Raw genomic sequence first — 13,548 nt, 5'->3', positions numbered from 1 at the left:
GCCCGCTTGGATTCGATCAGGACCGTTGCAGCTACCAATCCTGCGCCAGTGTCACTCGTAGCTATCGAATACGTATCCGAGCGAACGCACGGTACGCACGCGCTCTCCGGCACCCACCTTGCGCAGGGCGCGGCGCAGGCGGCCGATCCAGACATCCACGGTACGCTCGTCGATCGGCGGCTCCTGCTTGCCGAGAGCGGCGATCAGGTCCGCGCGCGACAGCACCCGATTCGGGTTCTGGGCAAGGAAATGCAGCAAGCGGAATTCGTTCGGCCGCAAGTCGAGTGCCTGGCCGTTCCAGCGTGCCTGCAACGCGGCGAGATCGACCAGCAACTGGCCGAGCTCGAGGCGTTCGGTGACCCGCGGCTGCGCGCCGCCGACCTGCAGCGCCATTACCCGGTCGAGGACGGCAGTGCGGTCTATCGGGCCGACGACGTAATCGTCCGCGCCCGCCCGCAATGCCCGCCGCTTGTCCTCCGCATCGTCTTCTTCGAGCACGATGGTTATATGCGCATCTTCCATACGCGGATCGGTGCGCAAGCGGCGGCACATCTCCAGCCCGGAAAGGTCGTCCATGACCCAGTCGACGAAGGCGCAGACGGGCCCTTCGACCAGCCGTCTCGGCCCGTCGGGATAGAGACGGGCAAAAACGTATCGGATGTCCCCGTTGTCGAAGTCGGGAAGGTCTCCCGCGATCGGGTCGGTCAGGAAAATGTTAATCGTGCGCACGCGGCAATCACCCCACCTGTCGAAGGCAGCGATGCCGCAGTCTTGTGACTTGTATGTGACCCCCTTTCCGCGATTGTAACACTTCGCGAAAAAGGGCGAATTTTCTACTCTTCGCGAACGGAAACGGACCAGTCTCGCGGGACGGTGGTTTCCACGCCGACCGGTGCTTTCGGCATGTAGGGCTCCTCGAGCCGACGCACTTCTTCCGCCGTCAGCTCCAGACCCATGGCGGCGACCGCGGCGCCGATGTGACCGTCCTTGGTCGCCCCGATGATCGGTGCGGTGACCTCCTTGGCGAAGTGCCAGGCCAGCGCGACGGTCGCGCGCGAGACGCCGCGTTCCTCGGCAATCGCACCGACTGCCTCGACGATGGCGCGATCCGCCTCTTCCTGCTGGCGATAGAGCAGTTTGCCGAAACCGTCGGTTTCGCTGCGCACGGTGCTTTCATCCCAGGCCCGCGCGAGCTTGCCACGCGCAAGCGGGCTCCACGGGATCACCCCCACGCCCTGATCGGCGCACAATGGCAGCATTTCGCGCTCTTCCTCGCGGTAGAGCAGGTTGACGTGGTTCTGCATCGAGATGAAGCGGGTCCACCCGTTCGCTTTCGCAACCTCCTGCGCCTTGGCGAACTGCCACGCCCACATCGAGGACGCACCGATATAGCGCGCTTTGCCGGCCTTCACGATATCGTGCAGCGCCTCCATGGTTTCCTCGATCGGCGTCTCGGTATCCCAGCGATGAATCTGGAAGAGATCGACATAGTCCATATCGAGCCGTGTCAGGCTGTCGTCGATCGCCTGCATCAGCGCCTTGCGCGAGAGGCCGCCGGTATTGGGCGCCTGCCGCCAGGGCATGAAGGCCTTGGTGGCGACCACGATTTCGTCGCGCCGGGCGAATTGGGAGAGCAGGCGTCCGACGACCTCTTCTGACGCGCCGAGCGAATACATGTTCGCGGTGTCGAAGAAATTGATCCCCGCCTCCAGCGCCTCGCGAATGAAGGGTCGGCTTTCCTCCTCGGACAGCACCCAGTCCCCGTGCCATCCCTTGCTGGTATCGCCATAGCTCATGCAGCCCAGGCAAAGGCGCGAAACCTTGAGACCCGAGGGGCCGAGATTGACGTATTCCATGTGTAGGTCCTCCCTGTGCGACGGCGAAACGTTCTCCATGCCCGGTCTGCGTGACAAAGGTGACACTGCGTCACCCTTGAAAACGCCGCCAACTTATTGTTTTACATCGTCATCCCGCAAAAGTGGCACAAGGTGGGCGCGACGAAAACACAGTGCCTCTCAGCTCCATGGTGCCCACATCGCAAACGCCGGTGGAGTAGGAAAGCCTCCAACCAACGCTCATGAGAGCGTCATCCCGCCATCGACGCGGATTATCTGGCCGACGACATAATCCGCCAGCGGCGAGACAAGAAGCAGCGCGGCACCCGCCATGTCCTGCGGGGTGCCCATGCGCCCCGCCGGAATCCGCGCGACGGCGCCGCCGGCACGCTGCTCGGATCCGGTCGTTTCCTCGTTCGGCCATGACGGCTCGTCGCCCGGGACCACGCCATTGCCACGTCCGGTCGACCCGTCGAGAATGAGGGCGGTCTTTCGCGAAGAAACGAGCGGATCGGACATTGGCTGCTCTCCTTCAGATCGAGCGGCTGATCACTTCCTTCATGATCTCGTTGGTGCCGCCGAAGATGCGGGTCACGCGCGCATCGCGCCACAGGCGGGCGATGGTATACTCGTTCATATAGCCCGCCCCGCCATGCAGTTGCAGCGCCTTGTCGCAGGCCTCCCACTGCAGGTCGGTGTGCCATAGCTTCGCCGCGCTCGCCTCGTCGGTGGTGAGTTCGCCAGCGAGATGCTTTTTTATCGCCCAGTCGAGATGCGCCCAGCCGACCTGCAGCTTGGCCTTGAGGTCGGCGAGGACGAATTTGGTATTCTGGAATTCGAACACGGTTCTGCCGAATGCCTTGCGGTCCTTGGTGAAGTTCACCGCCTCGTCGAAGGCGCGCTGCGCGGCGGCCTGCGCGCCGACGGCAATGCCAAGCCGTTCCTGCGGCAGTTCTTCCATCAAATGAATGAAGCCGCGTCCCTCGCCGCCGAGGATATTGGTCATCGGCACACGGCAATCGTTGAAAAACAGCTCGGAGGTGTCGGCCGAATGCTGGCCGATCTTGTCGAGATTGCGCCCGCGCTCGAAACCTTCGGTATCGGCATCGACCAGTACCAGCGTGGTGCCCTTGGCGCCCTGCGAGGGATCGGTCTTGGCGACGACGATCACCATATCGGCATTCTGGCCATTGGTGATGTAGGTCTTCGACCCGTTCACCACGAGGTGGTTGCCGTCCTTGATCGCGGTGGTGCGAATGCCCTGCAAATCGCTGCCGGCACCCGGCTCTGTCATGGCGATCGCGGTTATGACATCGCCCGAGACCATGCCCGGCAGATATTTGGCGCGCTGCTCGTCGGTGCCGAGGCGTTCGATGTAATTGGCAGTGATGTCGTTCTGCAGGGTGAAACCGGCCGAACTCCCGAGGTAGGACAGCTCTTCGCACAGCACGCAGTTGAAGCCGAAATCGAGGCCCAGCCCGCCATTCTCTTCCTTGACCGTCGGGCACAGCATGCCCGCCTCGCCCAGCGCCTTCCACGCCGAGCGGGGAACTATGCCCTCTTCCTCGTGCTGGTCGAGATAGGGCGTCATATGCTCGGCGAAGACCTTGCGCACGGTATCGCGAAAGGCCTCGTGGTCTTCATTGTAGGCGGTGCGATAGCTGGTATCGAGCATGCGAAAGCTCCTCAATTCCGGGGCGGGAGATGGGTCACGGGCACGATGCCCCACGTCGGCGGTCTAGTAAATCACGCATGCGGCGTCGCTCCATCGATCTGCGCCTGCCGACGCCGCAACATGGCCAGTCCGGGAAGCGTAGAGACCACGAAAATGATCACGATCGCGACGACATAACCCGACGCACTGCCCGCTTCCGCCGGGCTCTCGACACCGAAAAACACGTCGAGATCGCCCATCGCATTGATGAACGCGTGGATGCCGATCACCGGCCACAGGCTGCGCGTGTAGGCTGCGATCCCGGCAAAGCCGATCCCCAGCAAGGTAGCATAGACGACCTGCGGAACGACATCGCCAAGCGGCGCCTGGAAGATATTGAAGGCATGCGCGATTCCGAAGATCAGCGCCTGCGCAATGCCCGCCTTGATCAGCGCATTGGGCCGGTTATGCCAGGCGCGATAGAGATAGTAGAAGCAAAAGCCGCGCAGCAGGATTTCCTCGAACAGGCCGGTAGACATGCTGTTGTAAAGCCAGCCCGCGACTCTCGGCAGGTCGAAACTAAGTGCCTGCACGTCGACCGACAGCAGATTGATCAGCCCGATGAGCGCCATCGGAATCACCGCGAGCGGCCAACCCCGGGGCCATTCGCGCACGGGACGCGTGAGTCCGGCCTCGCGGGCAAGTCCGGTCCGGTACAGCAGGAATACCAGCGCAGCGGCAATCGCGAGCTGCGCCGTGCTGCGCCCCATCTCCTTGGCGATCTTGCCGGGATAGTCCGCCGCCCCGACGGCGACGAACAGCAGCATGCTTGCGCCCAGCAAGACAATGGGCAGAACCAGCGCCGCCCATGCGGGCCGGTCGGCCGCAGCGATCGAATTCATAAGAATTGCATCCTTGTATCGGACGAAACGGATCAGCCGTCGAGGAAACCGGTCAGGCGCTGACGGATCAGGGTTTCTGCCTCGGCCATAATGCTATCGATCAGTTCCTTGCAGGTCGGGATGTCGTTGATGAGACCCGCGACCATGCCGCACGACCAGGCGCCCGCGTCCATGTCGCCTTCCATCATGATCCTCGGATAGACGCCTGCTACCTGTTCGATGATATCCTCGAACTTGAGATCGGAGCCCTTTTCCTTCTCGATCTGCAGCAATTCCTCGACCGCGTCGTTGGTCATCACACGTTCGGTATTGCGCAAGGGGCGCATGACGAGCCTTGTGTCGAGCTCGGAAGCGGCCACGATCGCCTTCTTCACATTCTCGTGCACCGGCGCTTCCTGCGTCGCGATGAAGCGCGTGCCCATGTTCATACCGTCGGCTCCCATCGCAAGGCTGGCGACGAGGCTGCGCGCATCGGCCATGCCGCCACTGGCGACGAAGGGAATTTCCAGTTCGTCCGCCGCGCGGGGCAGCAGGATCATGTTGGGGATGTCGTCCTCACCCGGGTGACCGCCACATTCGAAGCCGTCGACGCTGACCGCGTCGCAGCCGATGGACTGCGCTTTCAGGCTGTGGCGTACGCTGGTGCATTTGTGGATCACCTTGACCCCGGCGTCCTTGAAATAGGGCAGGACCTGCTGCGGATTGTTGCCCGCGGTTTCGACCACCTTGACCCCGCCCTCGATGATGACGCGAACCAGCCCGGGATAGTCGGGCGCGTTGACGGTGGGCAGGAAGGTCAGGTTCACGCCGAAGGGCTTGTCGGTCATGTCGCGGCATTTCGCGATCTCGTCGGCAAGCTTTTCGGGCGTGCCCTGAGTGAGGCCGGTAATGATGCCGAGGCCGCCCGCATTGGAAACCGCCGCCGCCATCTCCGCAAACCCGACATAGTGCATGCCGCCCTGGATGATCGGATGCTCGATGCCGAACATTTCGGTGATGCGGGTTTTCATGATGCTGCCTCTTCCCTTGGTTGCTTTTCGCAACCGGTATCGGGACGAGCGCGCCGAGTCTAGCGCTTCGCCACCGCCTGCAGCGCGGCGAGCAACTGGCTGCCGCGTTCCGTAAGGGAAAGTCCCGAGGCGCTCTTTTCCGCGAGGCCCTCGCGTTCGAGGTCCTGCCCCGACGGGGGCCGCATGATGCGCCCGTATTGCCCGCCGTGATAAATGAGCGGCTCGGCCTCGCGCCGGTCGAAATCGATTACTTCGCCAAGGAAGATGGCGTGGTCGCCGCCTTCGTATTCGAACCGCGCGCGGCATCCGAAGCGAGCTGCGCAGCCTTCGAGCAGCGGCGCGCCTTCCGGACCGTCTGCCATGTCCAGCCCATCGAACTTGTCGCGTCCCGGCCTCGCGAAGCGATCCGACATCGTCTGCTGGTCGGCTGCAAGAACGTGTACCGCCCAGTTATCCGCATCGCGGAACACCGACAGGCTGCCCGAATGGAGCGAAAGACTCCACAGCACCATGGGAGGATCGAGACTTACCGAGTTGAAGCTGTTGGCCGTAAGTCCGACCGGCTTTCCGGAGTCATCGCGCGCAGTGACAATGGTCACACCGGTGGCGAAGGAACCCAGTGCATTGCGGAAGGCCAGCGGATCGAACATGCACAGCGAGCGCTAGAGCGGCCCACCGATAAGGGCAAGCCTCAGGCGGGCGCTGGCTGGCGCGCAGGGCAGTAGCGCTGGAGATACTGGTGATGCCCGGGCATCTGCTGGACCAGCCACTGGATCGATTTCGCCATTTCGTCGATCTCCTGCGCCGATGTGTCCGCCACAGCCGCAGCCATGGGGCTGTTGCCTTCCATCGAGATGCCCTGCCCCATCATCACCGCGGTCCAGCTGGTGGTGGTGAACAGTTCGTCCTCCTCGCGGAACACCTGGCCATTCGCCTTGAACAGCTCGATCTTCTCGGTCAGCGAATCCGGCACGTCCATCGTCCGGCAATAGTCCCAGAACGGGGAATCGTCGCGCCGCGTGGCCTTGTAATGGAGTACGAGGAAATCGCGGATCCGCTCGTATTCCTTGACCGTGAGCCGGTTGAATGTATTCGCCTGGGCCTCGGTAATGCCGTCGAGCGACATGGTCGCGATAAGCTTGTTCACGCCCGTGTTGATCAAGTGGATCGAGGTGCTTTCGAGCGGTTCCATGAAACCCGAAGCAAGACCGAGCGCGACCACGTTCTTGTTCCAGACCTTCTTGCGGCGGCCGGTCACGAAGCGCAGGTGGTTGGGTTCGGCGGTCGGCTTGCCGGCGAGGTTCTGCACGAGAATGTCGTGCGCCTCGTCGGCTTCCATGAACTGGCTGCAATAGACATGCCCATTGCCGTTGCGGCGCTGCAGCGGGACCTGCCATTGCCAGCCCGCCTTGTGCGCGGTGGCCCGCGTGAACGGCGGCGGCGGCGAACCGTCGTCGCGATTGCATGGCAGCGCCACGGCGCGGTCGCAGGGCAGGAAATGGGTCCAGTCTTCGTACCCCGTTTCGAGCGCCTGTTCGATCAGGAGGCCGCGAAAGCCCGTGCAGTCGACGAAGAAATCGCCCTCGATCTCCTCACCATCGGACAGGGTCAGCTTGGCCACGTGGCCGCTTTCCGGGTCGAGCGCCACCTGCTCCACGATTCCCTCGCGGCGAACTACGCCGCGCTTCTCGGCATATTTGCGCAAATAGCGCGCATAGGCCGTCGCATCGATGTGGTAGGCGTAGTTCATCGGCGGCAGATCGTCGCGGGCATAGTCTTCGGTGCGCGAAAACTTCCCGTAATAGGCCGCCATGGTTTCGAGATTGAACAATTGCAGCGGGCGCTTGTCCCCCCGCCCGCGCAGGCTGTGCCAGACCTGGTGGAAATTGATTCCGCCGATGTCGTAGCCATAGGCGCCGAACGGGTGAATGTAGCTCTCGCCGACCTGGCCCCAGTTAACGAACTGGATTCCCAGTTTGAAGGTGCCCTGCACTTCGGCGAGGAACTCGCGTTCATCGATACCCAGCGCCTGGTTGAACTCGACGAGTGGCGGGATCGTCGCCTCACCCACGCCCACCGTCCCGATCTGTTCCGATTCGATCACCGTGATGGCGACCGGCCGGCCGTCGCGAATCCGCGACAGCGCTGCCGCCGCCATCCAGCCTGCAGTGCCGCCACCCACGATTACGATATGTTCTATTGCCATCGCTCCCCTCATGCCATTTCGGGGCCTCTGTTGCCAGAGCGCCACGCCTCATCGCCTCGCACATATTGTATCTTGTGAACGCTCACAACCTTCGATATGTTTCAATCAGATTGCAGGATCAAACCTGCCGGGAAGCTTGGGACAAGGGAGGAAACATGTCTCTTAGAAGGACTGGCGTCGCCGCATATTCGCGCCGTATCGCCGCGCTCACCACAGCATCGGGCCTGGCGCTGGTAGCAGCACAGCCCGCATGGGCGCAGGAAACGGACGACACGCTCAACGAGGAAACTCCGGGCGGAACACCCGAGGAAATCGATGATGCCAATGTCATCGTCGTTTCCGGCTTCCGCCAGTCGCTGGCGAGTGCGCAGAACATCAAGCGCAATGCGGATACCGTGGTCGACGTAGTGACCGCGGAAGATATCGGCGCACTCCCCGACCGCTCGATCGCCGAGACCCTCCAGCGCGTTCCCGGCGTGAACATCGGGCGATTCGAAAAAACTTCCGACCCCGACCGGTTCTCGGTCGAAGGTACCGGCGTGATCATCCGCGGCCTGCCCTTCGTGCGGTCCGAGCTCAACGGTCGGGACATCTTCTCGGCCACCGGCGGACGGTCGCTGAGCTTCGAAGACGTATCGCCCGAACTCGTGGGTCGTGTGGAGGTGTTCAAGAACACCACCGCGGACATGATCGAAGGTCAGATTGCTGGCCTGGTCAACCTTGTGACGCGCAAGCCGCTCGACAATCCGGGTCTGAACATTGCCGGTTCGATCGAGGGCAATTACGGCGATCTGCGCGAGGAATGGTCGCCCACGTTCAATCTGCTCGTATCGGATACTTTCGATACGAGCGCCGGCACCTTCGGCCTGCAACTTGCCTATTCCCGGTCGGAGCTCAAGAGCCGTACCGACGCCTCGCAGGTTGCCGACCCCTGCTACCGCAATGCCGATCTGAGCGGCGGATGCCTGCGCGTGTTCGATGTGAATTCCGGCGGTTTCGGCGATACGCCCAACTTCACCGAGGACCAGTTCCCGCCGGCGGGCGCGGTGATCGTTCCGCAATATGCCGGTGTTCGCACCACCGATCTCGATCGTGATCGCGAGGCATTTTCCGCAGTCGGCCAGTTCGAGACGCTCGATGGCGACCTGCTGATGACCTTCGAGTACCTGCGCTCGGAAACCAGCTTCTTCACCGAGGAATTCGCGCTGCTGGGCCGCATCGACGACGGCGTATCGGCGCCCGACCCGCGTCCGGGCACGAATTTCACCTTCGATGACAACGGGCGCTTCGTGAGCGGCATCCTGACCGACAATGTCGGCAACGCCTACGCGACCCCCTTCGGTCTCGGCGGGATACCGCTGGATACGCTGCGGTTCCTGCGCGACACCGAATCGGTGACCCAGGATTTGTCCTTCGACATCGACATGGATTTCACCGACCGCTTCCGCGGTAATGTCGAAGCGCAATACGTTACCTCTGACCTCAATCGCGACTCGGTCTTCGGCGCGATGAGCACCTGGGCCGACATCGCACTCGACCTCAGCGGCAATACGCCCAATGTCGAGTTTCTCGCGCCTCCGGGTGCGCCGGACGACTATTTCTCGAGCGGTTTCTTCACCTATTACTGGTTCGGCCTCGACAGCCGTGAGCGCAACGAAGGCGACCTGTTCAGCGTCAAGGCCGATCTCGAATACGACATCAGCGACGACGGCTTCTTCAAGAAGGCCCGCTTCGGCGCGCGCTGGGCCGCGCGCGACCGGATTACCCGCAACACCAACTTCAGCACCTGGGGCAATCTGTCCGCGCCCTGGGCGGGGCGCGGCGGATGCCTGCCCTGGGGCGAAGGCCCCGGCTGCTTTTCCGGATCGGAGCCGTTCGTGCCCGACTGGTCGGGCTTCACTCCGGGCCGCTTCTACACCGGCCTGGACGGACAGGAATTCACCATCGCCGGGGGGGCTTTCACGGACGAGTTCCCCGACTTCTCGCGGATCCGTTCGCCCTTCGCCGACAATTTCCAGCGCGGACGTACGGCGACTCCGGTTCCGAACGGCGCGGCCTATTTCTTCGGCGGGGACGATTTCCTCGGCGAGTATCTTGCCGGCACGACCGACCAGCAATGGGATCAGATCACTACCTTCTCGCAGACCCCGGAGCGCTTCAATCTCGGCGTGAACGGCCGCACTTTCACCGATCCGGTAACCGGAACGGTAACTGCTTGCGATCCCTTTTGCCCGCCCGAAATCTCGGATGTCACCGAAATCACCAATGCTGCGTACGCTCGGGTGGACTTCGGCCACGATTTCGACAACGGCTGGTCGATCGCTGGCAACATCGGCCTGCGTTACGTCGAAACGCGGGTGAGTTCCGGCGGATTGATCGGTTTCCCACAACCGGGTCAGTTCGACGATCCGTCGATCAACCCTGCTGCCAACGGCGATGGCGTCGTCCAGGCTGCCGAAATCTCGGCGGTTTGCCAGACCCCGCTTCCGCCGGGCCAGCAGCGGCTGTTCTGTAATCTGACGGGTGCTCGCCTTGAAGAGTTTGCCTCGCTATTCACCGGCGAGGTCATCCAGGACGATCGCGAGATAACGTTCGACCATTGGCTCCCGGCCTTCAATATCAGGCTGGACAGCGGCACCGGAGTGGTCATTCGTGGCGCTGTTTCCAAAGGCATCTCGCGGCCGGACCTGCAGTTGTTCAATGCCAGCGGCGTGCTCGGCTTCAGCGGCCGGGTCGACAGCGGTCCGCTGCTCTCGATAGCGACGGGCAATCGCAATCTCCTGCCGATCGAATCCTGGAATTACGACCTGTCTGCCGAATGGTACTTCGACGACGTCGGCTCGCTGACTGCGGCGGTATTCGTGAAAGATATCGAGGGGATCGTGACCACCGGGACGGGTGTCGTGAACTACACGACCGCAAGCGGGCTTTCTCAGGACGTCATCATCAACGGCCCTGCCAACGATCTCAGCGGCACTCTGAAAGGCTTCGAACTCGCCTATCAGCAGACCTATGATTTCCTTCCGGGACTGTTGAGCGGATTGGGCACACAACTCACCTATACCTACATCGACGGAGGGGATTTCCCCAACCCGGACCTGTCGGATATCGGATCGCCCTCGGTTTCCACCGGGTTCCAACCCCTGAACGGCGGACCGTTCGTATCGCGGCAACCGCTGGCCGGAATTTCGGAGCATACGATCAACGCGACCATCTTCTACGAGAAGGGGCCGCTCTCGATGCGCGCCGCCTATAACTGGCGTTCGGAATTCCTGATCACCCCGCGCGACGACATCTTCCCCTTCTCGCCCATCTGGCAGGAAGATACCGGCCAGCTGGATGCGTCGATCTTCTACGACGTCAATTCCCATCTCAAACTGGGGGTACAGGGTGTAAACCTGCTCGACGAGGTGACCGAAACTTCGCAGGTTATCGATTTCGACGGCACGAGGGTTACGCGTTCGGCATTCCGCAACGACCGCCGGTTCACCTTCATCGCTCGCTTCAATTTCTGAGCGGATTGAACCGATGAAATGAGTGCGGGCCTCGGTTGCAAGACCGGGGCCCGTTGCTTATTGTGCGACGCAGCGTTGCGCAATCGCGGCTGGATAAACGCCTGATCGAATACAGGGCCTGTGATCTTCGTTAAGGCGTAGCCGGGCGAGAATGGGGTTTTCAATTCTATGGGTCGGCGGCGCCAGTCAGTCACCATCAAGCATGTCGCAGCCGATGCAGGGGTTTCCCTCCAGACCGTCAGCCGCGTCATCAACGATGAACCCAACGTTCGCCCCGCGATGAAAGAGAAGGTGCAGGCGAGCATCGACAAGCTCGGCTACGTTCCTTCTATCGCCGCGCAGCGCATGAGCGGATCGCGGTCCTATCTCATCCTCGCCATAAACGACCGCGACCGCACGATCGCCGACTGGCGGGCGCGCGACGGACGCGACTGGATCGACCAGATGCTGCTTGGCGGAATGCTGACCGCGGCCGAGCGCGGCTATCGCATGATCTTCGAGCTGGTCGACACGCATAGCGACCATGTCGAGCGCGAGCTTGGCGCGGCGCTTGCGGCGCTGCAGCCCGACGGGGTCATCGTCACTCCGCCGCACTCGGAAAATCCGCAGATTACCGGCCTGCTCGCCGAGCGTGGCATTCCCTTCGCACGGATCGGCTCTAAGGAAGAGGGCCCCGGCATCGCCATGACGATGGGAGACGAATTGCTCGCTGGCAAGGCGACCGACCATCTCATCGAACTCGGCCACATGCGGATCGGCTTTGTTGCCGGTCCCGACGAATACAGCCTGTCGGCATGGCGCGTCGACGGATGGCGCGAGGCGATGGGAAATGCCGGGCTCGACTGCGACGGCCTGCTGGAGCAGGGCGATTTCGGCTTCGAGAGCGGGCTGGCGGCAGCGCGCGCGCTGCTCGACCGGGACGATCCACCGACCGCCATCATTGCCAGTAGCGACCAGATGGCGCTTGCAGCACTGGACGTAGCCAGGGAACGCGGCCTCGACGTGCCGCGGGATCTTTCCATCGTCAGCTTCGACAATACCCCGGTGGTGCGCTTCACCAGCCCCGCCCTCACCGCGCTCGATCAGGCGATTTCGGCGACGACGGCGCGGGCGGTCGAACTGCTCATCGACGCGCGCAAGAACGGTGCCCCCGATCAACCGGTGGTGGTCGAGGGTGAGTTGATCGTTCGCGGATCGACCGCACGCGCGCCGAACCATGCCCGCAGCTGACGCAGCGCCCGGACAGTACCAGTCCCGGCGGTTCCTGTTGCTGTATGCGCTGGCCGTCGCGGGTGGCTCCGTATCCTATGCCCCCTTCCTCACGCTGTTGCTCCCGCTCAGGGCCAGCGCAATGGCGGGCGAGGCGACCATCGATCTGCTCGCCTATGCCGCCTTTACCGGGGCGATCGCGGCCAGCATCGCCAATATCGGCTTCGGCTGGCTGAGCGACATCACCCGGACACGCAAGCCCTGGATCGTCGGCGGCATGATCGTGTCCGGAGCCCTGTTGCAACTGGTCCAGCTGGCGCAGACGCCCGCGCAGCTGCTGCTGGTGATCGTGATATGGCAGGTGTCGATCAACATGATGCTTGCACCGCTGGCGGCATGGGCGGGCGACGTCGTGCCGGACCACCAGAAGGGCCTGCTCGGCGGCCTGCTTGCCTTCGCACCGGCGCTGGGCGCGCTGTCGGGCGCCTTCGTGACCCTGCCGGGCCTTGCCGATGCCGACGGGCGGCTTGGCCTCGTCGCAGGCCTGGTCGCCGCGATGGTGCTGCCGGTCGTCCTGTTCGGACGTCCGCGTCCCATGCCGCAGCTGATGGTCGAGACGCCGCATGACGGCGAATTGCGCGGCCGGGTCAAGCGCAGCGCGGTCGCGCGGATGTGGCTCGCCCGGCTGCTGGTCCAGATAGCCGAAGCGGCGCTGTTCGCCTATCTGCTTATCTGGATTACGGGAATCGATCCCACCTTCGGCGACAACGATATCGCGCGCATCTTCGCCATCGTGCTCGGCCTCTCGGTACCGGCAGCCTTGCTTACCGGTCGCTGGTCCGATGCCCGCGGTCGCCCCATCCTTCCGCTGGTGATCGGCTCCGGAATCGGAAGCCTAGGCCTCGTGATCATGGCGCTTGCCGATGGGCTTGGCGGAGCGATTGCCGGTTACGTCATCTTCGGACTCTCGACCAGCGTCTTCCTGGCTCTGCATTCCAGCCAGACGCTGAGGGTGCTGCCCCGACCGGCACGGCGGGCGCGCGATCTCGGCTTTTTCAACCTGACGAATACCGTGCCCAGCCTGATCATGCCCTGGTTGACGCTGGCAATGGTACCGGTGTTCGGTTTCGGCGGCCTATTCTGGCTACTCGCCGGCCTTGCCGCCCTGGCGACCATCCTGCTCACGACCATGCCACGAAGCGAACTCGCGGCTTGAT

Annotated in this window: 11 protein-coding genes; 3 read left to right on the top strand and 8 right to left on the bottom strand. The window is 62.9% G+C overall.

Annotated features, from left to right (window positions below; translation table 11 throughout):
- Positions 1 to 51: 51 nt before the first annotated feature.
- The 8 genes from ASS64_RS10980 to ASS64_RS10945 all read right to left on the bottom strand — a co-directional run bounded on the left by ASS64_RS10980 (position 52) and on the right by ASS64_RS10945 (position 7,607).
- Positions 52 to 729: a response regulator transcription factor gene (locus tag ASS64_RS10980; protein ID WP_067694146.1), complete on the bottom strand. Its 678-nt coding sequence runs from the start codon at positions 727 to 729 to the stop codon at positions 52 to 54.
- 104 nt (positions 730 to 833) lie between these two features.
- Positions 834 to 1,856, bottom strand: a complete 1,023-nt coding sequence (locus ASS64_RS10975; RefSeq protein ID WP_067694143.1) for an aldo/keto reductase — start codon at positions 1,854 to 1,856, stop codon at positions 834 to 836.
- 219 nt (positions 1,857 to 2,075) lie between these two features.
- Positions 2,076 to 2,354 carry an SDR family oxidoreductase gene (locus tag ASS64_RS10970; RefSeq protein ID WP_067694140.1) on the bottom strand — a complete coding sequence of 93 codons (279 nt, stop codon included), beginning with the start codon at positions 2,352 to 2,354 and terminating at the stop codon, positions 2,076 to 2,078.
- 13 nt (positions 2,355 to 2,367) lie between these two features.
- Positions 2,368 to 3,510: an acyl-CoA dehydrogenase family protein gene (locus tag ASS64_RS10965; RefSeq protein WP_067694137.1), complete on the bottom strand. Its 1,143-nt coding sequence runs from the start codon at positions 3,508 to 3,510 to the stop codon at positions 2,368 to 2,370.
- A gap of 71 nt (positions 3,511 to 3,581) precedes the next feature.
- Entirely contained in the window at positions 3,582 to 4,391 is an 810-nt protein-coding gene (locus tag ASS64_RS10960) for a CPBP family intramembrane glutamic endopeptidase (RefSeq protein WP_067694132.1), read from the bottom strand.
- A gap of 32 nt (positions 4,392 to 4,423) precedes the next feature.
- A complete protein-coding gene (locus ASS64_RS10955) occupies positions 4,424 to 5,401 on the bottom strand; it encodes a nitronate monooxygenase family protein (protein ID WP_067694129.1) in 978 nt (325 codons plus the stop codon).
- 59 nt (positions 5,402 to 5,460) lie between these two features.
- Positions 5,461 to 6,051 (bottom strand): flavin reductase family protein, encoded by a 591-nt coding sequence (locus ASS64_RS10950; protein WP_067694125.1) that lies wholly within the window; start codon positions 6,049 to 6,051, stop codon positions 5,461 to 5,463.
- 41 nt (positions 6,052 to 6,092) lie between these two features.
- Positions 6,093 to 7,607 carry a tryptophan halogenase family protein gene (locus tag ASS64_RS10945; protein WP_067694121.1) on the bottom strand — a complete coding sequence of 505 codons (1,515 nt, stop codon included), beginning with the start codon at positions 7,605 to 7,607 and terminating at the stop codon, positions 6,093 to 6,095.
- Between the two features lie 155 nt (positions 7,608 to 7,762).
- On the opposite strand from ASS64_RS10945, the gene ASS64_RS10940 reads away from it, so the two are divergent.
- The 3 genes from ASS64_RS10940 (at position 7,763) to ASS64_RS10930 (ending at position 13,547) form a co-directional block, all read left to right on the top strand.
- Positions 7,763 to 11,122: a TonB-dependent receptor gene (locus tag ASS64_RS10940; protein WP_067694118.1), complete on the top strand. Its 3,360-nt coding sequence runs from the start codon at positions 7,763 to 7,765 to the stop codon at positions 11,120 to 11,122.
- Between the two features lie 168 nt (positions 11,123 to 11,290).
- Entirely contained in the window at positions 11,291 to 12,352 is a 1,062-nt protein-coding gene (locus tag ASS64_RS10935) for a LacI family DNA-binding transcriptional regulator (protein WP_067694115.1), read from the top strand.
- Positions 12,339 to 13,547, top strand: a complete 1,209-nt coding sequence (locus tag ASS64_RS10930) for an MFS transporter (protein ID WP_067694112.1) — start codon at positions 12,339 to 12,341, stop codon at positions 13,545 to 13,547. Before ASS64_RS10935 ends, ASS64_RS10930 begins: the two co-directional genes overlap by 14 nt.
- The last annotated feature ends 1 nt before the right edge of the window (position 13,548 follow it).

The sequence above is a fragment of the Erythrobacter sp. AP23 genome (assembly GCF_001542855.1).
GTDB lineage: Bacteria > Pseudomonadota > Alphaproteobacteria > Sphingomonadales > Sphingomonadaceae > Qipengyuania.
This window is presented reverse-complemented; position numbering and strand designations above follow the sequence as displayed.